This window comes from Sphaerimonospora cavernae (assembly GCF_042435035.1).
Classification (GTDB): domain Bacteria; phylum Actinomycetota; class Actinomycetes; order Streptosporangiales; family Streptosporangiaceae; genus Sphaerimonospora; species Sphaerimonospora cavernae.
In genome coordinates this window covers 55,738-80,135 of sequence record NZ_JBHMQT010000043.1, presented here as the reverse complement: position 1 = coordinate 80,135, position 24,398 = coordinate 55,738, and the positions used below count along the sequence as shown (strand labels likewise).

Genomic DNA, 24,398 nt, shown 5'->3' with positions numbered 1-24,398 from the left:
TCCCCCTGCCGGCCCTGCCCCGGCAAAGACAATTGACAAAGCTAATTTAGGGAAGACAACTGCCATCTTGCGCGTCTTGCGGGGCCGGGTTACGTTGACGCCGACCGACGCGGGAGCCCGGTGCGACCGGGCTGAGAGGACGGCTATCGATCAGCCGCCGACCGCCAGAACCTGCTCCGGGTAATGCCGGCGAAGGGAGTTTCGCAGATGAGCGACGCGCGTATTTCCGAAACCAGATCTTCCGGGATCCGCTCTGCCAAGGTTCACGTCGGGGATCTCCGGGTGCCGATGCGCGAGGTCCTGCTGTCCAACGGCGAACGGGTACGGCTCTACGACACCTCCGGGCCGTACACCGACCCGGCCGCGACCACCGACCTCACCCGCGGACTGCCGCGGCGGCGGGAGGAGTGGATCCGCGATCGCGGCGACGTGGCCCCGAGCGGCCCGGGCCGGGCGATGCGGGCCACCGGGGCGCCGGTGACGCAGCTGGCCTACGCCCGACGCGGCGTGATCACCCGGGAGATGGAATTCGTCGCGACCAGGGAGGGGGTGAGCCCGGAGTCCGTCCGGGACGCGGTGGCCGCCGGGCGGGCCATCATCCCGGCCAACGTCAACCACCCCGAGAGCGAACCGATGATCATTGGTCGTGACTTCCTCGTGAAGATCAATGCCAACATCGGCAACTCGGCGGTCTCCTCCTCCATCGAGGAGGAGGTGGAGAAGATGACCTGGGCCACCCGATGGGGGGCCGACACCGTCATGGACCTGTCCACCGGCCGAGACATTCACACCACCCGCGAGTGGATCATCCGCAACTCCCCCGTGCCGGTCGGAACCGTACCCATCTACCAGGCGCTGGAGAAGGTGGGCGGGGTGGCCGCCGACCTGTCGTGGGAGGTCTACCGCGACACCCTGATCGAACAGTGCGAGCAGGGCGTCGACTACATGACCGTGCACGCCGGGGTCCGCCTGGCGTACGTGCCGCTGACCGCTCGCCGTAAGACCGGCATCGTCTCCCGCGGTGGGTCGATCATGGCCGCATGGTGCCTGGCGCATCACCGGGAGAGCTTCCTGTATGAGCACTTCGCGGACATGTGCGAGATCTTCGCCGCCTACGATGTGGCGTTCTCCCTCGGCGATGGGCTGCGGCCCGGCTCGATCGCCGACGCCAACGACGAGGCCCAGTTCGCCGAGCTGCGCACGCTGGGCGAGCTGACCGAGATCGCCCGGGAGCACGAAGTGCAGGTGATGATCGAGGGACCGGGCCACGTGCCCATGCACAAGATCAAGGAGAACGTCGATCTGCAGCGCGAGCTGTGCGACGACGCCCCCTTTTACACCCTCGGGCCGCTGGTCACCGACATCGCACCCGGCTACGACCACATCACCTCCGGCATCGGCGCCGCCATGATCGGCTGGTACGGCACGGCCATGCTGTGCTACGTCACGCCGAAGGAGCACCTCGGACTGCCGAACCGGGACGACGTGAAGACCGGCGTGATCACCTACAAGATCGCGGCTCACGCCGCCGATCTGGCCAAGGGACACCCGCTGGCCCAGGCCTGGGACGACGCACTGTCGGAGGCGAGGTTCGAGTTCCGCTGGGAGGATCAGTTCGATCTGTCGCTCGACCCCGACACCGCCCGCTCGTTCCACGACGAGACACTGCCGGCCGCACCGGCCAAGACGGCGCACTTCTGCTCCATGTGCGGCCCGAAGTTCTGCTCCATGAAGATCAGCCACGATGTGCGGCGGTTCGCCGCCGAGCGGGGGCTGACGGAGTCGGAGGCGCTCACGGCGGGGATGGCGGAGAAGTCCGCCCAGTTCCTCGACCAGGGCGGCGCCGTGTACGTGCCGATCGCCGACCTCCCCTGAGCCCGGTCGCCGGCTTCGCCCGCCGTACGGCCCGGCCCGGTTGCCGAGCCGTACGGCGGGGCCGGTCGTCGAGGCCGCGACCGCCTCTGGTACCATATGTAGCCCGCAAGTGATCGTCCCGAGGAGGTGAGACCCATTACCGCCAGATCAGGTTGGGTGCTCCCCTCTCCCCGCCTCGCATAGGCGATCGGCAGGAGCCCCACGGCGTCCCGAAAGGCTCCCATGTCGGGCTTCTCATCCCCTTTCCCGTTGTTTCCCCTGTCCGAGGTCGTCGCCAGGCTTCGGTCCGCCGGTTGCGTCTTCGCCGAGGACGAGGCGGGCCTGCTCGTCCGCGCCGCGCGTACGCCGGACGAGCTGGCCGCCATGGTGGCGCGGCGAGCGTCCGGCCTCCCCCTTGAACACGTGCTGGGCTGGGCGGAGTTCTGCGGCCTGCGGATGGCGGTGGATCCGGGAGTGTTCGTGCCCCGCCGCCGCACCGAGTTCCTCGCACACCAGGCCGTCGAACTCATCCGCCGGCTTCCCGCCCGCACTCGGCCCCTGGTGGTCGACCTGTGCTGCGGCTCCGGCGCGATAGGCGCGGCACTGGCAGCGGCGGCGGGCACGGCACACGCGGTCGAGTTGCACGCGGTCGACGTCGATCCCGCGGCGGTGCGGTGCGCCCGCCGCAACATCGCCGCCATGGGCGGCCGGGCGTACCAGGGCGACCTGTACGACCCGCTGCCCGTGACACTGCGTGGCCGGGTCGACCTCCTGGTCGCCAGCGCTCCCTACGTGCCCACCGAGGCGATCGGGCTGCTGCCGCCGGAGGCCCGCCTGCACGAGCCGCCGGTGGCGCTGGACGGCGGAGTGGACGGCCTGGACATCGTACGGCGCGTGATCGCCGAGGCACCGGCCTGGCTGGCGCCGGGCGGCCACCTGCTGGTCGAGACGAGCCGGAGCCAGGCGCGGCCTACCGTCGAAGCGGCAGCCCGCAGCGGGCTCAACGCCCGCCTGGCCGGATCCGACGACCTGGACGCCACCGTGGTCATCGGCACCGGCCCCGACCGCGTCGGCGTACCTGCCGGTGCCTGATCTGGGATAACACGGGTAGTAAGCCCGACATGCAGAGCGACGGCGAGCGGATGTTGGGCGGTCTGCTGCGTGCCAGCCATCTGACCACGATGGAGGATCTGCCACGGCTGGTCGCCGAGCATGCCGCGCTGGTCGGCTTCTCCCACACCATGATCTACCTGATCGACCTGCAGATGAAGGTCCTGCTGCCGATGACGGGCCAGCGGGACGAACACGGTGAGGAGCTCTCCCCCATCCGCATCGAGACCACCTTGGCAGGGAGGGCCTTCCGAGATCTCGAGGTCGTCGCGGCCCGGCTCGCCGCCGACCCCGGCGAGGGCGAGCCGGTGGAGCCGGGCTCGCCCGCCGGCCCCCGCCGGCTGTGGGTGCCCATGCTGGACGGGGCCGAGCGGATCGGCGTGCTCGGGGTCACCGTGCCGATGGACGACGAGATCAACCGGTCGCGCGCCCAATGGCTGGGCACGATGGTGGCCCTGCTGGTCGAGAGTAAGCGCGACCGCAGCGACAGCCACGCCCGCCTGGTGCGCACCTGCCCGATGGCGCTGTCGGCCGAGGTGCTGTGGAACCTGGTGCCCCCCGAGACCCTGGTCAACGACCGCGTGGTGATCAGTGTCGCGTTGGAACCGGCCTACAACGTGGGGGGAGACGTCTTCGACTACGCGATCGAGGAGAACACCGCACACCTGTCCATCTTCGACGCGATGGGCCACGATGCCGCCGCCGCGCTCACCGCGACGATCGCCGTGGGCTCCTACCGCAACAGCCGCCGCCGCGGCCTGGACCTGGTCACGGCCAGTGAGGCGGTCGACGAGGCCATCGCCGACCAGCTCGGCGGCGATCGTTTCGCCACCGGCATCCTGGCCACGCTCGACATCGACACGGGCTGGCTGACCTGGATCAACCGGGGCCACCACCCGCCGCTGATCCTGCGGCAGGGGCGGCGGGTCGCCACCCTGGACGAGGCACCGCCGGCGCCGCCGATGGGCATGGCGCTCGGGCTGTCCGGCGAGCTCGCCCGCTACCAGCTCGAACCCGGCGACCGGCTGCTGTTCTACACGGACGGCATCATCGAGGCGCGTAACCCCGAGGGAGAGCCGTTCGGCATGGAACGCTTCACCAGCTTCGTGATCCGCCGCGAAGCCGACGGCGTGTCCGCCCCGGAGACCGTCCGCCGGCTGATCGTCAGCGTCCTCGACCACCAGCAGGGCGTCCTGCAGGACGACGCGACCGTGCTGCTGGTCGAATGGCGCACCCAGCGGCACCGCAAGTTCGCGCTGTGACCACGCCATGACCATGCGCTGAATGACGCTCTGGACGACGCCGAGGAGGCGCGGTCAGCCGGGGGCTCGCAAGCAGGATGATCAGGCCGCGGCACGCGGCAGCAGGCACCCGGCGCTTTCGCGGACCGCCTCGATGGCCTCCCAGTCGCCCGTGCTCAGACCGGCCAGGGCGGCGGGGAACACCCCGTCCTGCTCCTTGAGGATGTGGCGGCGCAGGACGTCGAGGACGTCCAGGAGCCGCCGTGGCCAGGCCGGGTCGGCGGGGACGCCCGATGGGGCGTCTCCCGCCTCGCCGAGCACCGCCTCGACCCGCCGGTGCTCGGCCTCCAGCGCCGCGATCTGGTCGGGGAAGTCGGCGGCGAGCGCCGGGAACAGGCCGTGCTCCTCGACCTGCGTGTGCGGCTCCAGAATGGCCGCGATCCGCCGGGCCAGTTCGGCCATGAGACCCACGTCCCCGTTCCGGTGCGCGGTCCGCACCTCTCCGATCAGGTCGACGACGGCGTCGTGCTCACGCGTCAACTCGTCGATGGTCGCCAGCGCCTGGCAACCGCAGTACTCGCACATCCGAAACCCCCTTGCGCGGGCTCCATCCCACGGGCCGCCCACGTGCAGTCTCCCTCGCACGGCAGGGCTGCGGGCAGGGTCCTTCGTCACCGGCCGCCGGGCCGTCGGTCACGCCGCCGGTCGGTGAAACAGCCGGGGACACCGGCCGCATTCCCAGGTAGACATTGTCATGCAAGCAGATGCTTGCCTATTATCGGGGCATGGCGGAAGATGTCTTCAAGGCATTGGCCGACCCCACCCGCAGGAAGATCCTCGACGAGTTGGCCGAGCGGAACGGCCAGACGCTGTTCGAGATCTGCTCGAGACTCGTGGCCAGGCACGGGCTGGGATCGTCCCGCCAGGCGATCTCACAGCACCTCGCCGTGCTCGAAGCCGCCGGTCTGGTGACGACCCGGCGGCAGGGCCGGTACAAGTTCCACGACTTCGACAGACGACCACTTGAGCGCATCGCCGACCGATGGCTCAGGCACGAACCACCGGAGACCCCATGAGAATCAACCTCGCAAGCGTCCTCGTCGACGACCAGGACAAGGCCCTGCGCTTCTACACCGAGGTGCTGGGCTTCGTGAAGAAGACCGAGATCCCGCTCGGCGAAGCCCGATGGCTGACCGTGGTCTCACCTGATGACCCCGACGGTGTCGAGCTCGTCCTCGAACCCGACGGGCACCCCGCCGTCAAGCCCTTCAAGGAAGCGCTGATGGAAGACGGCATACCCTTCACCTCGTTCGCCGTCGACGACGTCCGCGCGGAGTTCGAACGGCTGCGCGGGCTCGGCGTACGGTTCACCCAGGAGCCGCTCGAAATGGGGCCGGTGACCACGGCCGTGCTCGACGACACCTGCGGCAACCTCATCCAGATCGCCCAGCACTCATAGCGCCGGCGAAGGCGGCAGCTCACCGGCGCGCCCTCAGCTGCCGCAGGGTGTAGCCGTCACCCGCCGGATCCAGAGGCCTGGTGGCCTGCTTGAACAGGTATTCCGCCCGCTCGTACGACAGCCGCCGGCGGCCCGTCTCCGGGCACAGGTCGGCCTCCCGCGGCATCCGCGACGGCCCCGGCCGCCGGTCGGCCAGGAACACCGGGCCCCTGGTCCGGCCGGCCACCAGCTGGGGCAGCAACCGGGCCGTGCCCGACCGCCAGCTCACCCAGGCGCCGCCCACCCGGGCCCGGCGATCCTCCAGGTCCAGATGCTCGACGTTCAGCGACAGAACCGTTCGCACCCCGGCAGCCGACTCGTGCAGCAGCCGCCCCAGCCGCAGCGCCTCCAGGCACAGCCCCGGCCGCATCAGATCGTCCCCCGAGGTCGCCGAATACCCCTCATTGAAGATCAGGTAGATGACCTCGAGCACCGACGACAGGCGACCGGTCGGCTCGGCGCCGGACGGCAGCTCGAACGGCACCCGCTCCTCGGCCAGCGTCCGCTTCGCCTGTGCGATGCGCCGGGTGATCGCCGGCTCGTCGGCGAGGAACGCTCTGGCGATCTCCTCGGCGGTCAGCCCGCCGAGGAGGCGAAGCGTCAGCGCGACCCGCGCCTCGGTCGGCAGCACCGCGTGGCAGGAGATGAACATCAGCCGCAGGACGTCGTCCTGCTCTGACTCGACCGGAGGCTTGGGGTCCTGCTGCCGCTCCAGCTCATGGGCGAGCTGTTCGTGCTTGCGCTCGGCCCGCTGGGAGCGGCGGATGTGATCGATGGCGCGGCGCTTGGCCGCGGTCGTCAGCCAGGCGCCGGGATTGTCGGGGGCGCCCGAGCCGGGCCACTGCTCCAGCGCGGCGACGAGCGCGTCCTGGGCCAGTTCCTCAGCGAGGCCGACGTCGTTCACCATCCGCGTGAGGCCAGCGATGATCTTGGCCGACTCGAGCTTCCAGACCGCGTCGATTGTGCGATGGACGTCCGTCACCGGACGATGACAGCACCGCCCCGGCCCGCTCGCAAGCGCGGGGCGGCGCTCCCGGTGGTCTCGACGTCGGCTCGGCGCCGCGGGCTCAGGGCCCGAAGACCTGCTGGATCACGGTCTCACCGTCGCCGACGATCCCGCGGAACCGGCGGGTGAACTCGATCGCCTCCTGCTGGGAACGGACCTCGACCAGCGCGAAGCCGGCCACGGCCTCCTTCGCCTCGGCGAACGGCCCGTCGGTCACGGTGATCTCATCGCCGCGGGACGTCACGCGCACGCCGCCCGGTTCGAGGCCACCGGTGGCCAGCAGGACGCCCGCCGCGCTCAGTTCCTCGACGAACTCGGCCATCTCCGCGTACAGCTTCTCGTCCGGCTCGGGAGTCGTGTCCGTGACCTTGGACATCATCAGGTAGCGCATCGGGCTCTCCTTCGGTTTTCTGTTGCTCTGCCCAAACGTCGAACAACACGATGTGACAGGGAACGCCACTCGCCGGCCATCACACAGCAGCCGGTACAGCCCGGGCCGCAGCGCAAGTTCACATCGAAATGATGGGCTTCGCCCGTCTCAGGTTGAGAGCCAACTCCTCACGGTTCTACCACGCGTGACGGACCCACGCGGGCTGGCCGGGGGCGGTACGCCAGGATTCGCTCAGCGGGCTGTTGTCCACGGTGTCGAACCCGAATTGGTCGTATAACCGCGTGACGATTTCCACGGCCTCGGGGTAGTCGCTCGAGACCGACAGCGCGAACCGCTTCGGGTCGCCTGCCGGACGGGCGGCGCTGAACAAGCGCGGGGCCTGGATGTGGGTGAACGCCTTGGCGACCTTCGACGTAGGGAGCTGCTCCTGGCGAAGTTCGTGCACCGTCTTCTCGCCGGAGTCGATCACCGGGAAGTGGCCGTCGCGCCAGCTCATGTAGTTGTTCGTGTCCAGCACGACCTTGCCCCGAAGCCAAGTAACCCGCTCTCCATCAAACTCGGGCCGCTTCAGAGCAGTGCGGTTGCCTCGACCTCGACGAGCACATCCGGTTCGAAGAGCGGCCAGGCTCACATTCGGCCACGCCTCAGAGAAACAGGCCCCCAGCACCTGACCGAACACGCTCGGGATGAACAACAGGCCACGTCCCCCGAACCGAAGCCGACGGTCGCCGCCTCTCGCCATCCGCGCCGTCGCGCTGGCTCTGCGCGGCGATCTTCGTACGCCCCGGCCGGCTTCCCGGCCGTCGGGCTGCTCTTGACCTTCACATCGGCCGGTCCTACTAGCCAGGTGGCAACGCCGCCACGACTTCACGGCGGTTCCCGGTGTATCGCGACGTTGATCCCGCTCCTCACGGCGGATACGGTGACCGCATGTCCGATTCCTCCCCCCGGGATGGGCGGTTGCGCCGTTACTGGGACCGCCAGGCAGAGTCGTACGACCGGCAGATGGCCTTCGCCGAGCGCCGCTTCTTCGCCGACACCCGCGCATGGGTATGCGGGCAGGCAACCGGCGACGTCCTGGAAGTGGCCGTGGGCACCGGGCTGAATCTCACTCACTACTCGCATGACGTCCGGCTGACCGGCGTGGAGTGGAGCCCCTCCATGCTGGCGGTCGCCCGGCGCCGCGCGGACGAGACCGGACGCCGGGTCGATCTCCAGCAGGGTGACGCACGGGCACTGGGCTTCACCGACGGCCGCTTCGACACAGTCGTCTGCACGTTCTCACTGTGCGCGATCGAGGACGAACGTAAGGCACTCGCCGAGATGGCGCGCGTGCTCCGCCCGGGCGGGCTGCTGCTCCTGGCCGATCACGTGGAGTCGTCAGCCTGGCCGGTTCGCGGGCTGCAGTGGCTGATCGACGCCTTCAGCGTGCCCATGCACGGGGAGCACTGCCGCCGCCGTCCATTCCGCAATGTGCTCGGCATGGGATTCGGCATAGAGCGGCACGATCGGTTCAAGCTCGGCATCATCGAACGGTTCACCGCCCGCAAGCCCGATGATTCCTCTCGGCGAGGTTGGCGGGGTCTGTCGTAAGCGGGTATTGAGAATCATCCCGCATCCTTTACATTGTAGATTCATACTATGATCGGCGACTGTGAACGTGCCCGCGATGTCGCCCGCCGTACCGGAGCGAAACCCTCCCGAGCAGGTCGGACCAGACCCCTATCACGTTTACCTCGACGGACTCCCCAGCCCTGAGTCCCGGCGCACCATGCGGGGCTGTCTCGATCGCATCGCCCGCCTCATCACCGGTGACCCCCAGGCCACCGGTGCGGGCCAGCCCTGGGAACTACTGAGGTACGAGCACACGGTCAAGCTGCGCACGCTGATGCGCGAGCAGGGATGGTCTCCAGCGCACGTGAACAAGCACCTGGTCGCGTTGCGCCGGGTGCTGAAGGAGGCCTGGCGGCTCGGGTTGATGAGCGGTGAGGACTATCAGCGGGCCGCCGACCTTCCGGCCTACGCGCACACACGAGTGCCGGCGGGGCGGCATGTCCAGGCCGAGATCCTCACCGCGGCGCTCGCCGCGTGCGACGAGGACCCCTCACCCGCCGGAAGGCGGGACGGGGCCATGCTCGCGGCGCTGTACTCGACCGGCTGCCGGCGGGCGGAAATCGCCGGTCTCACGCTGGCCGACCTCGATCTGGACGCCAGATCGCTGCGCGTGCGCGGCAAGGGCGACAAGGAACGTCTGGTCTACCTCACAGCCGAGGCGGTCGAACGGCTCGAGCTGTGGCTGGACGTGCGAGGCAGAACGTACGGCCCGCTGTTCTGCCCTATCAACAAGGCGGGACGGCTACGGCGGGCCCACATGACCGGGCAGGCCATAGCCGACATCGTCTCCCGCCGCCTTGCCTCGGCCGGCGCGTCGAAGCGGACGCCGCACGACTTCCGCCGCACGTTCATCGGTGAGCTCCTCGACGCCGGAGTCGACCTCGCGACCGCCCAGGCCCTGGTCGGCCATGCCTCCCCCGCCACCACCGCGCGCTACGACCGCCGCCCGGAGCGCCGACGCCGCGAGGCCGTCGACAGGCTGAACATCCCGCCCGCCACGTAGCGGTAGGGCAAGGTCGGGCGGAGCGCGAGGCAATGGTTCTTGGTTCCGGGTGCTGACATCGTCACCCTTGGGCCCTCCGGCGAGGTGCAGCACGGTCTGTACCCCGTCGAGCGCCTCGTCGAGGCCGTCCCCGGCCATCAGATCGACGGCCATCAGATCGACGGCCACGTACTCCACGCCGTCGCACGGTTCCCGGTCGTGCCGGCTCAGCACCTGGACCTTGTGCCCGGCCGGCCGAAGGAGCGGAACCACCTGTGAACCGAGAAGACCAGTGCCGCCGGTGACCAAAGTGGTGGAAGTCATTTGTTGATCTCCGTGTTGTAGATTTCCGGTGCAGCACGGCTACGACCCGGCCGGGGTCAGGAATGTGACACGGTGATCCAAGATTTTTCGTCGCTCGACAGGTTCGAGGCGGAGCGGCCTCGGCTGCGGGCGCTCGCCTACCGGATGCTGGGCTCCTGCGCCGAGGAGGACGACGCGGTTCAGGAAGCCTGGCTGCGGTTCGACCGGACCGACCCGTCACAGGTGGAGAACCTGGCGGCCTGGCTGACGACCGTGGTCAGCCGCGTCTGTCTCAACCTGCTCCGGACGCGGCAGGCCCAGCGTGAGGAGTCGCTGGAGAGTTTCACCTCCGACTGGCTCGGCGCGGCCGATGAGGACCGGATCCCGCAGGAGGAGGCCGAGCTGGCCGACTCGGTGGGGTTGGCGATGCTCGAGGCGCTGCTGGCCCTGCTCGTTCGAATCCTTCGTTCGACTCCCGCCCCGTACCTGCTCGGATACGACCCCATCCTTCTGAAATTTTCGTCGCAGTTATGCCGGGCCAAGACATCGTCCGACGGAAAGCATGGGGACAACAGCGGTCATGCCTGCTTCGGAGCCACACCCGGTCTCTCGCCCGGTCGCGGTGCTCGCCGCCCTGCTCACCGTCGCCGCCGGGCTCGGGATCCGGGCCGTGGCCGACGGGCCGGTCGCCAAGTACGGCGGGGACGCCCTTTACACGCTGCTGCTGTACGCGCTGGTCGTGGCGGCCGCTCCGCGGACGCGGCCCGCCTGCGCCGCCTCGGTGGCGCTCGCGGCGAGCTGGGCGGTGGAGTTCTTCCAGCTCACCGGCGTCCCGGAGGAACTCGCCGCACGCAGCGTGCTCGCCCGCCTGGTGTTCGGCACCTCGTTCAACCCGCCCGACCTGTTCTGGTACGCCATCGGCGCGGGCGTGGGCTGGACGGCACATCGCCTGACCTGCCGTACGGCCCGGCCGGGCTGACCCCTCTTCCGGGGCTATGCCAGGACATGGGGGGCCGATGGAATAACAAGGGCCGAGAGTCGGTTAGAGTCGGTACCGGCCGATGTGGTCTGTGTCCCCCGGGCCGCAATTATCGCCTTCACGGAATACCGTTCGGCTGGAGCCGTGTTGTGCCTCTCGCCGAGGAGGCGACCGCCACATCGGCCTTCGCGTGGGCGCCCCGCGAGACTCGTTCTCGCGGGGCGTCCGCGTCTCACCTCCACCCGGTTGGCGGTGCCGTACAAAACCTGAGCACGCCACACGTGGCGACGGCACAATCACGTGCGCGGCGGCCTAAGGTTGATCGCACATGCCCGATGGAGGAGAGTCCGTGCTTTACCGCGCCAGCAAGATCATCAGTGTTCCGTTGATGCGCCTGCTGTGGCGACCGAAGGTCGAGGGCGCGGGCAACGTCCCCGCGAGCGGGCCTGCGATCCTCGCCTCCAACCACCTGTCCGTGCTCGACTCCTTCATCCTGCCCGCGGTGCTGCCCCGGCCGGTACGGTTCGTGGCCAAGAACGAGTACTTCACCGGCAACCCGCTGACCGCCCTGTGGATGCGCGGCATGGGGACGGTGTCGATCGACCGGGAGAACGCGTCGGCCGCCCAGGCCATGCTCGACTCGGCCGTGGAGGTGCTGAAGGCCGGCGAACTGTTCGGCATCTACCCCGAGGGCACCCGCTCCCCCGACGGCCGCCTGTACCGCGGCAAGATCGGCGTCGCCTGGCTCTCACTGACCACCCACGCGCCGGTGATCCCGGTCGCGATGATGGGCGTCGACAAGGTGCTGCCGCCGGGGGCAACGGTGCCGCGCCTGTACCGGATCGGCATCCGGATCGGCGAGCCGATGACGTTCGCCGGCGATCCCGGGCGGGCGCGCGACCGGCGCGAGGTCACCGATCAGGTGATGGAGGCCATCCAGCGGCTGTCAGGCCAGGAGTACGTCCCGAAGTACGCGGCGAGCGTCAAAGCGGCCACCTGATCGCTGCGGGGGCCGGCACGCGGCCGGGATGCGGATCACCAACTGATCACGTTAGGCTCTGAGGTCGATCCGGACCTCAGGGGGTGTCACGCGGTGCCGCGAGGACGTACGGTCGTGATCATAACTGCCGCGGTCGTGGTGGCCGCGGCCGCCGGGGCGGGAGGCGCCTACTACCTGCTGCACACCAGGGGAACGCCGCTGGAGACGGCCCAGCGCTTCACGGCCGCCTGGTCACGCGGGGACCTCACGACCATGAAAGCCGAACTCGCGGCCCCGGCCGCCGGTTTCGAGGCGGCCTATGCCGAGCTCACGAAGAACCTGGGCGCGACCAAGGTCACCGTCACCGGCATGCACGTGAGCGACCCTGCCGACGACCGCTCCACCGCCTCCTACACCGCGACCGCGTCCCTCAAGAACGTGGGCGAGTGGACCTACAAGGGCAAGTTGCAGCTCGTGGTCAAGGACCGTCACTGGAAGGTGGACTGGTCTCCGGCCGCCGTCCATCCCGCACTGACCGGTGCCGAACATTTGGCGATCAAGACGACCTGGCCGGCCAGGGCCGCGATCATGGATGCCGGCGGCGCCCGCATCGATGACGGCGACGACGGCGGTTCAGTGCAGCAACTCGTCGGATTTCTGGACAAGGCCACCGCCAAGGACGTCAAGAAGCTGGGCGCGGCCTATCGCGTGGGCGGCACGGTGGGACGCGGTGGCCTGCAGGAGACCTTCGAGAGGCGGCTCGCCGGCACCCCGACCACCGAGATCCAGGTCGTCGGCAGCGAGAGCGAGACACTGCACACGATCAAGGGCAAGCGGGGCGAGAACCTGCGGACCAGCCTCGATCCGCGGGTGCAGAAGGCCGCGGCCGATGCCGTACGCGACCTGCCCAAACCCACCTCCCTGGTGGCCGTCCGGCCCTCATCCGGTGAGATCCTCGCGGTCGTCAACAGCCAGGGCGGCTTCAACCGGGCCCTGGACGGCCGCTATCCGCCGGGTTCGACGTTCAAGACCATCACCGCCGCCGGACTGCTGGCCACCGGCGTCACCCCGTCCTCGACGGTGTCCTGCCCTCCGGAAGTGAACATCGGCGGCCTGAAGATCCGAAACTCCGACCACGAGGCGTTCGGTTCGCTGTCGTTCCTGGACTCCTACGCCCATTCCTGCAACACCACGTTCGCTCCGATGGCCGCCGAGAAGCTGGGTGCGCAGAAGCTGTACGACCTGGCGGGCGATTTCGGGTTCAACCGGCCGCTCAACATCGGCGTGCCGGCGACGACGGGCAGCATGCCCAAGGCGACCAGCGACGCCGAGCTGGCGGCCGAGTCGTTCGGTCAGGCCAGGATCACCGCCAGCCCGCTGGTGATGGCGGGGGTCGCCGCCACCGTGGCCGACGGGTCGTGGCGCCCGCCCACGCTGGTGCCGTCTCTCAAGCAGAAGGCCTCGCCCGAGCCGCTGCCCGACGGGGTGGCCGAGCAGCTCCGCGCGATGATGAAGGCCGTGGTGACCAAGGGAACGGCACGAACCGCCGGGCTGCCGGCCGGGACCGCGGGCAAGACCGGGACCGCTGAGTTCGGCACCGGCCCCGAACTCGACTCGCATGCCTGGTTCGTCGGCTACCGAGGCGACCTCGCCTTCGCCGTCGTGGTCGAGGGCGGCGGCGGAGGTGGCGCGGTCGCCGCCCCGGTCGCGGCCGCCTTCCTCAAGGCCCTCGGATAGAGCCCAACCAAGGCAAGCCCCAAGCCCCCCCATACCGTGATCTTGCGAATTCTCGCAGTCGGCGCCATGAGCAGGCACTTCACGTCCATGATCTTGCAGTTTCTCGCAGGCCTACCCACTGAACAGCGAAAACACCGTCCGTGATCTTGCACTTCCTGGCAACTGCAAGATCAGCTAGCACATAGACGCAGGTCGTACGCCACGCCTGCGATTATCTGCAAGATCACGAAATGGATCCGCACAGCTCAGGAGGCTTCCGTGCGAGAATTCGCAAGATCACGGAGTGGCGGTGGGGCGGCGTACGGGGCGAATAGGAGACCAGCAGGGTCTCCTTCCCGTAACGGCTCGTGCTCAGATCGGGAGGGCGGCCGCGTTGTGCTGGAGAGCCATGATCAGCAGAGCCGTGATCAGCACCACGATCAGCATCCAGCTCAACGTGATGATCAGGGTGGATCGGCGTGGCCAACGGCCCCTCGCCCCGCCGGCGGCACGATCGGCCGTCCGCCGCCGGCCGTGCTCCTTCCGCTCCACCCTCTGGTTGAAGGACTCGATCCTGGCAGCCAGCTTGGGGTCTTCGTCGGTGAGATGCCGCTCGATCATCGTGAGCATTCGCTCTTCGTCCTGCGACCAGGCCATGGCGCAACTCTCCAGAACGCGAGGTGTGTGCCGACTTTCTGCCCATCGATCAAGATCGTTAGCCGTTTCCAGAGCCGGTATTTACCGCGCGTTGAAAGTCGCGACAGGAATCGAAATTTTGTTCTAATATAGTCGTGCGCTGGGACAATCTCCGCCTTGACGATCAAGGGCCTGACGATCGAGGAAACGACGGCCGGGAACGTTCCCGCCGACAGGGCGACGACGCCGCGCCGCTGTTCGCACGCGGCGCGGTCACCAGGACATTCGACACTCCCGGGTTCCAGGGCATCACGTTCTACGAGATCCAGGCGCGCTCGATCATCAATCGCGTCCCCGGCGCCAGTCGTGTTCCCTTCGAATGGACGATCAACCGTTCCTTAGGACTGTGCATGAGTGACATTCACAGCCGCACGCCCCGAACGGTGCTGGGCGCACTGGTCGGCCGCTTTCGCAACCGGGCGGCGACGCGGATCACGTCCACGGTCAGCCGGCGATCCTCGCGGCGAAGGACCCGACGGCCTCGGCGACCTCGGCAGGAGCGGTCCCGTGAGCGGTGTGGCCCTGACCGCGCAGCACCGCCCGTTCGGCCCGGGGCAGCACACGCGCCAGCGCATCGAGGCGCTCGCTCAGGTGGGCGGGGCTCCGGTCGCCGCCGAGCAGCAACACCGGGGTCGCGATCCGGGCGTAGGCGTCGAGCCGGACGCCGAGCCGATCTATCGCCTCGGTGTCGTCGAGCTGCTGGGGAACGAGCGAGCGCAGCCGCAGCATCACGGAGAGGCACACACCGCTCAGGAAGGCCAGCCAGGCCGGGAACCGTACAACGTCCCGCATGAAGATCCGCAATGCCCGGCCCGAGCGGCCCGTCGCGATCGCCTGCCGAGCCCGGGTGATGTTCTCCCCATTCGGGCCGCCGAGTGGAGTGCCGATCACGGCCGGCGGCTCGTAGAGGACCGCTCCGGTGAACAACTCCGGTGCGGCGACCAGCGACTCCAGCGCGACCACCGCGCCGGAGGAGTGCCCGATGAGCAGGCTCGGGGAGCCGATTTCCCGAGCGACCGCGAGCACGTGCCCAACCTCCTGCGTGATCGTCGCCGGACCCGGCAGGTCCTGCCGGTACTGCCGCCGATGCAGGCGGACGACCCGATGACGCGGCGTCAGTCGCGCCGCCACCTTGCCCCAGGATCGGCCGTCGTCCATTCCGGGATGGAGGATCAGCACGGCGGGTCCTCGTCCCTCGTCGATCGCCCGGACTTCCGTGCCGTCGGGCGCGGTGGTGGTGAGCATGCCGCTCTCCTCAGCCAAGGTCAGGAATGGCGAAAAATCGACCTCCGTGCTCACGGTACGCGCGATCACCCGAGTGATGAACCATATCGCCGGCCACGGTGATGTGACCTGAATCACATCAACCGTCGGCGCTGTCGGACACGTCCCAGGGAAGAGGGGATCATCAGTCGACATGAACGGGGCATGTCTTGTCCTTGTTACGCGGATTTTCATTACGCGGATCTTCGTTACGCCGCACCGCCGCCAACGTGATGGTGAAGGCGATCGAGGCGCGTGACCGGCAGCGTTCCCGATCGGCTTCGCCGCCCGACGTCCAGGAGGTACGCATTCTGCTGCTGCACGCCAACGGCATGGGCGGCACGATCCGTACGGCGTTCAACCTCGCCGGGCACCTGGCCCGCACGCACGACGTCGAGATCGTCAGCGTGGTCAGGCAGCGCGAGGCGCCGTTCTTCCCGGTTCCCCCCGGCGTCCGCATCCGCTATCTGGACGACCGGCTGCCGCGGCGCCGGGGCCTGCTGTCCCGATTCCCGAGCCGGCTGGTCCCCAAGGACGAGGCGGCCTATCACTGGTTCACGCTGAGGACCGATCTCAAGCTGGTCCGCTACCTCCGGTCGCGGCGCGGCGGCGTGCTCATCGGCACCCGGCCGGGCCTCAACCTGATCGCCGCCGGGTTCGCACCCCCGGAGATCATCACGATCGGGCAGGAGCACGGCAATCTCGCCGGGCACCGGCCCTCGGTGCGCTCCCGGATCACCCGCGGGTACGGCAGGCTCGATGCGGTCGTCACGCTCACCGAGGCCGATCTCAATGCCTACGAACGCGCCTTCGATCGCGCGGGCCGACCGCGACCGGCCGTGCTGGCGCGGATTCCGAACGCGGTGCCCCGGCTGGAGGGCGGTCTGTCTCCGCTCACCGCGAAGACGGCGGTCACGGTCGGCCGCCTCACCCATGTCAAGGGCTATGACCTGCTGATCCGCGCCTGGGCGCACGTCGCGGCCCGGCACCTGGACTGGACGCTGCTGATCTTCGGCTCCGGACCGCGCCAGGAGAAGTTGCAGGCGGACATCGACAAGCGCGGCCTGACCGGTCAGGTGCTGTTGGCGGGACCGGTCCAGGACGTCGGCGCCGAACTGGTCAAGGCTTCGTTGTTCGTACTCAGCTCGCGCCGCGAGGGCGGGCCGATGGTGGTCCTGGAAGCGATGAGCAAGGGGCTGCCGGTCGTCGGTTACGCCTGTCCGACCGGGCCCGCCGAGCTGATCAGCGACGGCGTGAACGGGCTGCTGGTCAAGCCCGAGAAGATCCATGCTCTGGCCGACGCGATCTGCGCGGTCATCGAGGATGAGGAGCTGCGCGCCAGGCTGGCCGCCCAGGGACCGCCGACCGCCGCCCGCTACGACATCGACGTGATCGGCCCACGTTGGGAGCGGCTCCTCGCCGATCTGGTCGCGCTCCGCCGCGGGCTCTCCCCCGACCGGCTCACCCGCAGACACGCTCCCCGTTCCACGGATCTCGCTGATTTCCCGGCCGAGCTCTGACAGCGACCGGCGGCGCCCGCTGGAGGACCGACCGGGAGGCGCCGCCGATAGGGTGATGCCGTGCGCATGGGGAGCGCGGCGATCGCGGGGACCGCGACGCCCAGAAGGATCAGGGGGATCGCGGCGGAGGCGATACTGCCGCGGCTCCTGCTGCTCGTGGCCGCGCTGCTGGCCGTGAGCCTCGGTCACATCGCCGCCCACCTCTGCGGCCCGGCCTCCTCGATGTCCACCTCCTCGATGCCCGCGCTGTGCGCCCACTGCGAACACGGCGGCAGCGGGGAGGACAGGCTCGCCGGGAACGGCACACCGGCCGGGCACACGGCGGCGGACCTGGCGCCGCCGGTCACGGCTTCCGGCCCGGATTCGGATCAGCCGAACCCGATCGTCTTCTGCCTGGCCGCGGTCGCCGCGATCCTCGTGACCTTGGTGCTGCGTCTGCTGGGGGCCGGCCGCCTCCCCGAAGGCGTACGCGGCCCGGGTGAGCGGCCGGCCCGCCTTCCTCCGGCGCGCGGTTCGCCGGCTCCGCCGTTCGCGCTGTCGCTACGACGCGTCGCGGTTCTGCGCGTATAGAGGCTCCCGGCCGGGTCAGGCGTGCCTTCGCCTCACCCGGTTCTCCGTGTGCCCTTTCCGTACGTGAACTGTGAGCGAATCACCATGTCATCGATCGATCGACGACTCTTCCTGCGCGCCGGTCTGGCCGCCGCCGGAGGCGCCCTCGCCACCGCCTGCTCCCCCGCCCAGAGTGAACCAGCACGCCAATCAGCGGATCCCCGGCCCGGGACCGGCGCCCTTGTCCGGCCGTCGGGCCCCGAGGTCGCCGCCGCCGAGGCGGCGCGCCGACCCGGCCAGGTGCGCGAGTTCCACCTGATCGCCCGGGAAGGCCGCGCCGACCTCGGCGGTCCCGTGGTCCAGACCTGGATGTACGGCGACCGCCTGCCCGGGGAGCCGATCCGCGTCCGGGCCGGCGAGGTCGTCCGGGCTCGGCTGACCAACCGGCTCCCTCAGGAGACCACCGTCCACTGGCATGGCCTCGCCCTGCGCAACGACGCCGACGGCGTACCCGGGGTCACCCAGCCGCCCATCCCCCCGGGCGGGGAGATGGTCTACGAGTTCACCGCGTCCCATCCCGGGACGTACTGGTTCCATCCGCATCACGGCACGCAGTTGGATCGCGGGCTGTACGCACCGATCATCGTGGAGGATCCGGCCGAGCCGTACGACTATGACGACGAGTGGACCGTCGTCCTCGACGACTGGCTGGACGGCGTCACCGGCACACCGGCTGAGGTGCTGGCCGAGATCACTTCGATGTCGGGGGGCGGCGGCCATGGTGGCGGTCACGGTGGCGGTCACGGTGGCGGTCACGGTGGCGGTCACGGTGGCGGTCACGGTGGCGGTCACGGTGGCGGTCACGGCCATGAGGGGATGCCGATGTCGATGCCGGACTCGACGGCTTCCCCAGGGGCCTCCTGGCCGCACATGATGATGAACGCGGAAAGCGACCTCCTGGGCGGCGACGCCGGAGACGTCTACTACCCCCACTTCCTGGTCAACGGCAGGACCGCGACGGCCCCGCAGACCTTCGCCGCCAAGCCGGGCTCCCGGCTGCGGATCAGGATCATCAACGCCGGCGGCGACACCGCGTTCCGCGTCGCGCTGGCCGACCACGCCATGACCGTGACCCACGCCGACGGCTTCCCCGTCGTGCCGGTCGAGACCGACGCGCTGCTGCTCGGCATGGGCGAGCGGTACGACGTGCTGGTCACCCTCAAAGGTGGGGTGTTCCCCCTGGTGGCACTGGCCGAGGGCAAGCGTGCCGTCGCTCAGCTTTCCGTTCCACAGCTGGGTGATGGACTGTCTGCTGGGCCAGGTTTACTTCACGGTCCAGCTGTTGACCGTGTCCGCCCTTGTCGAACCCGCTCACGAAAGCACGCTTCTTTACGATGTAGATTTTTTATCTCTTGCGGTTGGGACATTTGTCCTGCCGCAGACCGGATCGATCGATCTACTCGGCCGAACGCTCGCTTCCTACCGTTTCAACCATGCGAAACATCGAAAGCCCGGCCGTGCTGCTCTCCTCGGTCACGAAGAGCTTCGGTCCGGTACGCGCCGTCGACGGGGTCACGCTCGCCATCCCCCGCGGCCAGACCATCGCCCTCCTCGGCCCCAATGGGGCGGGCAAGTCGACCACGATCGGCCTGCTGCTCGGGCTGCTGCCGCCCGACTCCGGACAGGCGTCGCTGTTCGGCCACGACCCCGGCCAGGCCGTACGGCGGGGCCGGGTGGGCGCGATGCCCCAGGAGGGCGGCCTGGTCGAACGGGTCACCGTGCGCGAACTGCTGACCTTCGTGGCCGGCACCTACCCCGCGCCGCTGCCGCTGGACCGGGTCCTCGAGCTCGCGCAGCTCACCGGGCTGCGCGACAGGCGGGTGGACAAGCTGTCCGGCGGTCAGGCCCAGCGCGTGCGGTTCGCGACCGCCATCGTCGGAAACCCCGACCTGATCGTCCTCGACGAACCGACCGCCGCGCTCGACGTCGCCGCCAGACGGGAGTTCTGGGATGGCATGCACGGCCTGGCCAGCCAGGGCAAGACCATCCTCTTCTCCACGCACTACCTGGACGAGGCCGACGAACGATCCGACCGGATCATCGTGATCGACCGCGGCCGCCTGATCGCGGACGGCACCAGTGACGAGATCAAGCGGGTCGTGGCGCTGACGACCGTGAGCGTGACCGTGGCCGGTGAGGCGGCCTGGCTCGCCGCCCTGCCCGGGGTGCGCCACCTGGAGATCCGTGGCGACCGCGCGCACCTGCGCAGCGCGGATCCCGACGCGACCGTGCTGGCCCTAGCCCGGGCGGGAGCCGTACGGAACCTCGAAGTCGCCCCCGCCGACCTGGAGGACGCCTTCGTCGCCCTCACCACCAAGACCAACCTCACCACCAAGACCAAGGAGATCGTGTGATGCTTGGATATATCCGGCTTGAGCTGATCAGGACCATCCGCGATGGCGGCTACATCATCTTCGGCCTGGTCATGCCCGTCGTCATGTACCTCGTGTTCACCAACCTCGGCCTGGCCCCCGGCGACAAGCACCACGCCGCGATCCACACGATGGTCAGCATGGCGGCCTACGGCGCGCTCGGTGCGGCGTTCAACAACGGCAGCGGCATCGCCGAGGACCGCGCGGCCGGCTGGCTGCGGCGGCTCCGCCTCACCCCGATGACCCCCGCTCAGGTGATCACCGGCAAGGTCGTCGTCGGAGCGGTCGGGGTGGTGCCGGGCATCGCCGCCGTTCTGCTCACCGGGGCGCTGGTCAACCACGTCACGCTCGCCCCGGGGCAGTGGCTCGCCGTCGTGGGTCTGCTGTGGGCGGGGACGATCCCGTTCTCGCTGCTCGGCCTCGGCAACGGCTACCGGCTGACCGGCCAGACCGCGTCCATGGCCAACCTCGCGACCATGCTCACCCTGTCCATCGTGGGCGGGCTGTGGGTGCCGGTCAACGGGTTCCCGTCGTGGCTGCGCGCCATCGCGGAGTGGACGCCGTCCAACAGTTACGCCGCCCTGTCGTGGCACGTCGCGTTCGGCGAGGGCCCCGGGCTGCGCGAGGTCGCCGTACTGGCCGCCTGGCTGCTGGCCTTCGGTCTCTACGCCGGGTACGGCTACCGCCGCGCCGGCCGTACGGCGTGACGCGTGCGGTCAGGATCTGCCCTCAGCAGACATATCGGCACGCCACCGGTGACCGGCGGATACAAAGGCGCCATGGGTCAGTCCGACAACCTCCAGTACGTAGACCTTGCGCAACAGCGGATCAGAGCCATTGGGGATCTCGGGACCGCGCTCCCTGCCGGCCCGGCGCGTCCGGATGCCGATGATCGCTGATCGGCCCGAGGCTGCCATACCGGCAGTCTGGCACGCTGAGATCTCCGGCGGGCCGTTGTTCGCGCACAGACGAGCAAGCAGGTCAGTACGGCGTGACGGGTGCCGGTCAGACCCGGTCGAGGGGCCGATGCGGTTCCGGCGGCAGCTCGACCTCGATCGGGTCGCCGGGCCGTACCACGCCGCCTTCCCTCACCACGCCCATGATCCCGGCCTTGCGAACGAGGTTGCCGTCCTCGTCCCGGGCGACGACCTCCTTCAGCAGTCCGTTCTGGAAATTGTCGATCTGCACACAGGGATTGCGCAGACCCGTGACCTCCACGACCGCGCCGTCCCCGAAACGCAGCAGCGTGCCCACGGGCAGGCCGAGCAGGTCGATCCCGCTGGTGGTGATGTTCTCCCCGAGCTCGCCGGGCACCACCCGGAAGCCCTTCTGACCGACCTCCGTGAAGAGCTCCTCATGAATGAGGTGGACCTGACGGAGGTTGGGCCGGGTGGGATCCTGCGCCACACGCGAGCGGTGCTTGACCGTGACGCCGGCGTGCACGTCCCCCTCCACGCCGAGCCCCGCGAGCAAGGTGATGCTGCTCCGGTTCGGCTTGGTGAAGGAGTATTCGCCGTTGCTGCTGACCGCCGTCACTGTCCCACCCATGCCGCGCAGCTCCCCCCGTACACCACGATGATCTGTCACGACCCAAGACTAAACGGGCGAATGCCTCGCACGTTCGATCATCTCGGTGTGATCCGGGCGACGCCGGTACTTCTGGAGGACGTGGACCGCGGCCGCGCCCAGGGCGACGCCCAGCAGGACCATGAGGATGATCGTTGGCCACTGCGCCCACGACGGCAGGTACAGGGCGAGGAACCACCCTCGGCTGTCCACCCCTGTGATCTTGAAGACGCCCGGCACGATGCCCTGGGGGAACAGCGCGATCGGGCAGAGCGTCATGCACAGGCCGACGGTGGCCTGGTCGCGCCTGGGCAGATCTTCGTACCTGGCCATCTTGCCGGCGCCGGTGTCGCGTCGGCCCGTGCGCATCAGGTGAAGCAGCTCCGGGCCGTGACCGCGCAACCTGCGCGCGGCCAACGCGCCCAGGCCCCACCAGCACAGCACCCCTGACGCCAGGCCGACGGGCACCCCGGCCCAGCCGTACAGGACCGCCACGATGCCGGCGGGCAGCGCCGTGAGCAGCCCCAGCGCCAGCACGCCGTAGATCATGCCGGTCGCCGAGCCGCTGTCTTCCGTGGTACGGAGGGGATTGCCACTGCGCTTGTGCGGATCGATTCCCGGCACGAGCCCGTACACCGAGACCAGCGGCACCAGCCCGGCTCCGCCGCCGAGCAGCGCGAACATGATCGACAGCACCAGCGGCCACGGACCGTCGACGAGCGCGGTGAGCGAGAGCGTCAGCGCGAGCGCCACGGGTGTGACGAACAGCAGCCAGGCGAGTTGGCGGCCGCGCACGTCGCCGGCTCGCGGGGTGAGCAGCGTGAGCCAGAGCGCGGTCCCGTCGGTGCCGTAGATGTTGGCCGACATCGCGGCGGCCATCAGGATGAAGATCGGGCCCGCCCACGGCAGCATCTGGTCCCAGCCCATCAGCAGTGGGATCGCCGCGAAGAACACCCCGTAGGCCAGGGCGAACGTCAGCTGGTGGGTCCGGACCAGATCACGCGACCAGGTGCGCGTCTCCTTGCCCAGCACAACGCCGGTCGCCGTGGTGGCGCGCATCGGCCTGCGCCCTCCGGTGGCGGCCCGTGCGCGTCCCACTCGCCGGGTCAGCAGCACCGCCCACGCCGCGAGCAGCAGCGCGGCCAGTACGGCCAGGGCGGCGAGTGCGACGGCGACCCGTCCCCACCTGCCGGCAGCCGCGGACTCGACCGCGACGAGGCCCCACCCGGACGGGACGGCGCGCACCACGTCGGCCACCACGGGCGGCACCCCGCCTGCTTCGCTGTAGGCGACGGCGAACACCCAGCCCTGCCCGAGCAGCGCCAGCACCATGCCGTTGATCAGTCCGGCGGCGATCGCACTCACCCGCGAGCGCAGCGCGAGGCCGAACACCGCGACCGCGACCTTCGACAGCAGGACGAACACCACCAACTGCAGCAGCAGGGCGGGCAGCGCCACCAGACCGGCCGCGACGCCCTGCCCTACCCCGAAAACCGCCAGCCCCGTCAGCGCCAGCAGGCTGATCACGGGCGCGATGCCGACGAACGCGGCCGCCAGCAGCCCGGCGGCCATCCGCCGGGGCGGCAGGCCCAGCGGTGCGAAGAACTCCGGCCTGATCGTCTCGTCCCCGCCGCCCGCGAAGACCGGGCCGAGGATCCACCCGAGCATCCACACCGCGTAGGCGGGGCCGAGCAGCTCCGGCCCGGTCAGCGACAGCGCGATCGTGCCGACCGCCAGCGCCACGCCGATCAGGCCGCCGAGGGTGATCAGGCCGGCCCGCTGGCCGGTCATCGAGTTGCGGATGATAGCGATCTTCATCCGCGCCATGGTCAGCGCGACAGCCACGACAGCTCCTTCGCCTCGCCGTCGTCCGCGCCGACCAGCTCGACGAACCTGTCCTCCAGCGTCTGCGAACCCCGCACCTGCGACAGGGTCCCGGCAGCCGCGACCCTGCCCTTGTCGATCACCGCGACGTGGTCGCAGAGCTGCTCCACCAGCGCCATCACGTGGCTGGACAGCACGATGGATCCCCCGCCCGCGACGAATCCCCGCAGGATCGTCTTGATCGTCGCCGCGGACACCGGGTCGACGGCTTCGAACGGCTCGTCCAGCACGAGCAGCCTCGGAGCGTGCAGCAAGGCGGTGGCCAGGCCGATCTTCTTGCGCATACCGGTCGAATACTCGATCACCAGGGTCTTGTCCGCCTGGTCCAGCTCCAGCACTGCCAGGAGCTCCTCGGCCCGCTCGGCCACCACCTCCGGCGGCAGCCCGCGTAACAGGCCGAGATAGGTCAGCACCTCCCGGCCCGTCAGCCGCTCCGGCATGGCCAGGCCGTCAGGAAGCACTCCGACCAGCGCCTTGGCCCGCGTCGGGTCCGCCCAGACGTCGGCGCCGAAGATCTGGGCGGTCCCGTCATCGGGCCGGAGCAGGCCCACGGCCATCGACAGCGTCGTGGTCTTGCCCGCACCGTTCTGTCCGACCAGACCATAGAACGAACCTGGCGGAACGTTCAGATCGACCCGGTCGACGGCGACCTTTTCTCCGAACCTCTTGACCAATCCCGTTATTTCCAGCGCAGCGGTCACGGGCCCTCCCAAGGGCGACGGCGATCTGGCGGAGATTCGGCAGGCCCCGGAATCATCGAGCGGACATGGGCCAACCGATCAAGATTCAAGATAATTCAACAGAACTCCTGAAGA

23 protein-coding genes, 3 pseudogenes and 1 riboswitch are annotated in these 24,398 nt (G+C 69.4%); of the genes and pseudogenes, 16 read left to right on the top strand and 10 right to left on the bottom strand.

Annotation, left to right across the window (positions count from 1 at the left end; all coding sequences use genetic code 11):
- The first annotated feature begins 99 nt into the window (after window positions 1–99).
- A riboswitch (TPP riboswitch) is annotated at window positions 100–215 on the top strand.
- From thiC to ACFHYQ_RS19825, 3 genes are all read left to right on the top strand, one after another.
- Entirely contained in the window at window positions 208–1,875 is a 1,668-nt protein-coding gene (gene thiC, locus ACFHYQ_RS19835; RefSeq protein ID WP_394302643.1) for a phosphomethylpyrimidine synthase ThiC, read from the top strand. It overlaps the preceding riboswitch by 8 nt.
- A gap of 222 nt (window positions 1,876–2,097) precedes the next feature.
- Window positions 2,098–2,946, top strand: a complete 849-nt coding sequence (locus ACFHYQ_RS19830) for a putative protein N(5)-glutamine methyltransferase (RefSeq protein ID WP_394302642.1) — start codon at window positions 2,098–2,100, stop codon at window positions 2,944–2,946.
- A gap of 29 nt (window positions 2,947–2,975) precedes the next feature.
- On the top strand, window positions 2,976–4,226 hold the full coding sequence (locus tag ACFHYQ_RS19825; RefSeq protein ID WP_394302641.1) for a PP2C family protein-serine/threonine phosphatase: 1,251 nt from the start codon (window positions 2,976–2,978) through the stop codon (window positions 4,224–4,226).
- 81 nt (window positions 4,227–4,307) lie between these two features.
- On the opposite strand, the gene ACFHYQ_RS19820 is transcribed toward ACFHYQ_RS19825, so the two are convergent.
- Window positions 4,308–4,790: a hemerythrin domain-containing protein gene (locus tag ACFHYQ_RS19820; RefSeq protein WP_394302640.1), complete on the bottom strand. Its 483-nt coding sequence runs from the start codon at window positions 4,788–4,790 to the stop codon at window positions 4,308–4,310.
- Between the two features lie 200 nt (window positions 4,791–4,990).
- Here ACFHYQ_RS19820 and ACFHYQ_RS19815 point away from each other — a divergent pair, with 200 nt between their 5' ends.
- Both ACFHYQ_RS19815 and ACFHYQ_RS19810 read left to right on the top strand, forming a co-directional pair.
- Window positions 4,991–5,281 (top strand): ArsR/SmtB family transcription factor, encoded by a 291-nt coding sequence (locus ACFHYQ_RS19815; protein WP_394302639.1) that lies wholly within the window; start codon window positions 4,991–4,993, stop codon window positions 5,279–5,281.
- The gene (locus ACFHYQ_RS19810; RefSeq protein ID WP_394302638.1) at window positions 5,278–5,664 is read left to right on the top strand and encodes a VOC family protein; all 387 of its coding nucleotides are present in this window, start codon (window positions 5,278–5,280) and stop codon (window positions 5,662–5,664) included. The genes ACFHYQ_RS19815 and ACFHYQ_RS19810 overlap by 4 nt, the downstream gene beginning before the upstream one ends.
- Window positions 5,665–5,683: 19 nt before the next feature.
- On the opposite strand, the gene ACFHYQ_RS19805 is transcribed toward ACFHYQ_RS19810, so the two are convergent.
- The 3 genes from ACFHYQ_RS19805 to ACFHYQ_RS19795 all read right to left on the bottom strand — a co-directional run bounded on the left by ACFHYQ_RS19805 (window position 5,684) and on the right by ACFHYQ_RS19795 (window position 7,617).
- On the bottom strand, window positions 5,684–6,685 hold the full coding sequence (locus ACFHYQ_RS19805) for an RNA polymerase sigma factor (RefSeq protein WP_394302637.1): 1,002 nt from the start codon (window positions 6,683–6,685) through the stop codon (window positions 5,684–5,686).
- An 85-nt stretch (window positions 6,686–6,770) separates the two neighbouring features.
- Window positions 6,771–7,100, bottom strand: coding sequence for a YciI family protein (locus ACFHYQ_RS19800; protein WP_394302636.1), 330 nt, complete (start codon window positions 7,098–7,100; stop codon window positions 6,771–6,773).
- 175 nt (window positions 7,101–7,275) lie between these two features.
- The gene (locus tag ACFHYQ_RS19795) at window positions 7,276–7,617 is read right to left on the bottom strand and encodes an NADPH-dependent F420 reductase (RefSeq protein ID WP_394302635.1); all 342 of its coding nucleotides are present in this window, start codon (window positions 7,615–7,617) and stop codon (window positions 7,276–7,278) included.
- A 413-nt stretch (window positions 7,618–8,030) separates the two neighbouring features.
- Between ACFHYQ_RS19795 and ACFHYQ_RS19790 the strand changes: the two genes are divergently transcribed.
- Entirely contained in the window at window positions 8,031–8,693 is a 663-nt protein-coding gene (locus tag ACFHYQ_RS19790) for a class I SAM-dependent methyltransferase (RefSeq protein ID WP_394302634.1), read from the top strand.
- Between the two features lie 61 nt (window positions 8,694–8,754).
- Window positions 8,755–9,717: a tyrosine-type recombinase/integrase gene (locus ACFHYQ_RS19785; protein ID WP_394302633.1), complete on the top strand. Its 963-nt coding sequence runs from the start codon at window positions 8,755–8,757 to the stop codon at window positions 9,715–9,717.
- A 102-nt stretch (window positions 9,718–9,819) separates the two neighbouring features.
- On the opposite strand, the pseudogene ACFHYQ_RS19780 reads toward ACFHYQ_RS19785, so the two are convergent.
- Window positions 9,820–10,020 (bottom strand): annotated as a pseudogene (locus ACFHYQ_RS19780) (NAD-dependent epimerase/dehydratase family protein); the annotation flags it as partial.
- A gap of 72 nt (window positions 10,021–10,092) precedes the next feature.
- Here ACFHYQ_RS19780 and ACFHYQ_RS19775 point away from each other — a divergent pair.
- The 4 genes and pseudogenes from ACFHYQ_RS19775 to ACFHYQ_RS19760 all read left to right on the top strand — a co-directional run.
- Window positions 10,093–10,302 (top strand): annotated as a pseudogene (locus ACFHYQ_RS19775) (sigma factor); the annotation flags it as partial.
- A gap of 277 nt (window positions 10,303–10,579) precedes the next feature.
- Window positions 10,580–10,978 carry a ribosomal maturation YjgA family protein gene (locus tag ACFHYQ_RS19770; RefSeq protein ID WP_394302632.1) on the top strand — a complete coding sequence of 133 codons (399 nt, stop codon included), beginning with the start codon at window positions 10,580–10,582 and terminating at the stop codon, window positions 10,976–10,978.
- 328 nt (window positions 10,979–11,306) lie between these two features.
- The gene (locus tag ACFHYQ_RS19765; protein ID WP_394302631.1) at window positions 11,307–11,978 is read left to right on the top strand and encodes a lysophospholipid acyltransferase family protein; all 672 of its coding nucleotides are present in this window, start codon (window positions 11,307–11,309) and stop codon (window positions 11,976–11,978) included.
- Window positions 11,979–12,092: 114 nt separating this feature from the next.
- Complete coding sequence (locus ACFHYQ_RS19760; protein WP_394302630.1) at window positions 12,093–13,694, top strand: penicillin-binding transpeptidase domain-containing protein; 1,602 nt, start codon at window positions 12,093–12,095, stop codon at window positions 13,692–13,694.
- A gap of 351 nt (window positions 13,695–14,045) precedes the next feature.
- Here the strand turns inward: ACFHYQ_RS19760 and ACFHYQ_RS19755 are convergent, their stop codons facing one another.
- Entirely contained in the window at window positions 14,046–14,330 is a 285-nt protein-coding gene (locus ACFHYQ_RS19755) for a DUF3040 domain-containing protein (RefSeq protein ID WP_394302629.1), read from the bottom strand.
- A gap of 483 nt (window positions 14,331–14,813) precedes the next feature.
- Window positions 14,814–15,614 carry an alpha/beta fold hydrolase gene (locus ACFHYQ_RS19750; protein WP_394302628.1) on the bottom strand — a complete coding sequence of 267 codons (801 nt, stop codon included), beginning with the start codon at window positions 15,612–15,614 and terminating at the stop codon, window positions 14,814–14,816.
- Between the two features lie 251 nt (window positions 15,615–15,865).
- Between ACFHYQ_RS19750 and ACFHYQ_RS19745 the strand changes: the two genes are divergently transcribed.
- From ACFHYQ_RS19745 to ACFHYQ_RS19725, 5 genes and pseudogenes are all read left to right on the top strand, one after another.
- Window positions 15,866–17,152: a glycosyltransferase family 4 protein gene (locus ACFHYQ_RS19745; protein ID WP_394302660.1), complete on the top strand. Its 1,287-nt coding sequence runs from the start codon at window positions 15,866–15,868 to the stop codon at window positions 17,150–17,152.
- A 60-nt stretch (window positions 17,153–17,212) separates the two neighbouring features.
- Window positions 17,213–17,722 (top strand): hypothetical protein, encoded by a 510-nt coding sequence (locus tag ACFHYQ_RS19740; protein WP_394302627.1) that lies wholly within the window; start codon window positions 17,213–17,215, stop codon window positions 17,720–17,722.
- A gap of 84 nt (window positions 17,723–17,806) precedes the next feature.
- A pseudogene (locus ACFHYQ_RS19735) lies at window positions 17,807–18,892 on the top strand (multicopper oxidase family protein); the annotation flags it as partial.
- 302 nt (window positions 18,893–19,194) lie between these two features.
- Window positions 19,195–20,115 carry an ABC transporter ATP-binding protein gene (locus tag ACFHYQ_RS19730; RefSeq protein ID WP_394302626.1) on the top strand — a complete coding sequence of 307 codons (921 nt, stop codon included), beginning with the start codon at window positions 19,195–19,197 and terminating at the stop codon, window positions 20,113–20,115.
- Window positions 20,115–20,840: an ABC transporter permease gene (locus tag ACFHYQ_RS19725; RefSeq protein WP_394302625.1), complete on the top strand. Its 726-nt coding sequence runs from the start codon at window positions 20,115–20,117 to the stop codon at window positions 20,838–20,840. Before ACFHYQ_RS19730 ends, ACFHYQ_RS19725 begins: the two co-directional genes overlap by 1 nt.
- A gap of 298 nt (window positions 20,841–21,138) precedes the next feature.
- On the opposite strand, the gene ACFHYQ_RS19720 is transcribed toward ACFHYQ_RS19725, so the two are convergent.
- The 3 genes from ACFHYQ_RS19720 to ACFHYQ_RS19710 are packed head-to-tail and all read right to left on the bottom strand — an operon-like array spanning window position 21,139 to window position 24,284.
- Window positions 21,139–21,681, bottom strand: coding sequence for an MOSC domain-containing protein (locus ACFHYQ_RS19720; RefSeq protein ID WP_394302659.1), 543 nt, complete (start codon window positions 21,679–21,681; stop codon window positions 21,139–21,141).
- Between the two features lie 48 nt (window positions 21,682–21,729).
- Window positions 21,730–23,544 carry a hypothetical protein gene (locus tag ACFHYQ_RS19715; RefSeq protein ID WP_394302624.1) on the bottom strand — a complete coding sequence of 605 codons (1,815 nt, stop codon included), beginning with the start codon at window positions 23,542–23,544 and terminating at the stop codon, window positions 21,730–21,732.
- A complete protein-coding gene (locus ACFHYQ_RS19710; RefSeq protein WP_394302623.1) occupies window positions 23,529–24,284 on the bottom strand; it encodes an ABC transporter ATP-binding protein in 756 nt (251 codons plus the stop codon). The genes ACFHYQ_RS19715 and ACFHYQ_RS19710 overlap by 16 nt, the downstream gene beginning before the upstream one ends.
- Window positions 24,285–24,398 lie beyond the last annotated feature (114 nt).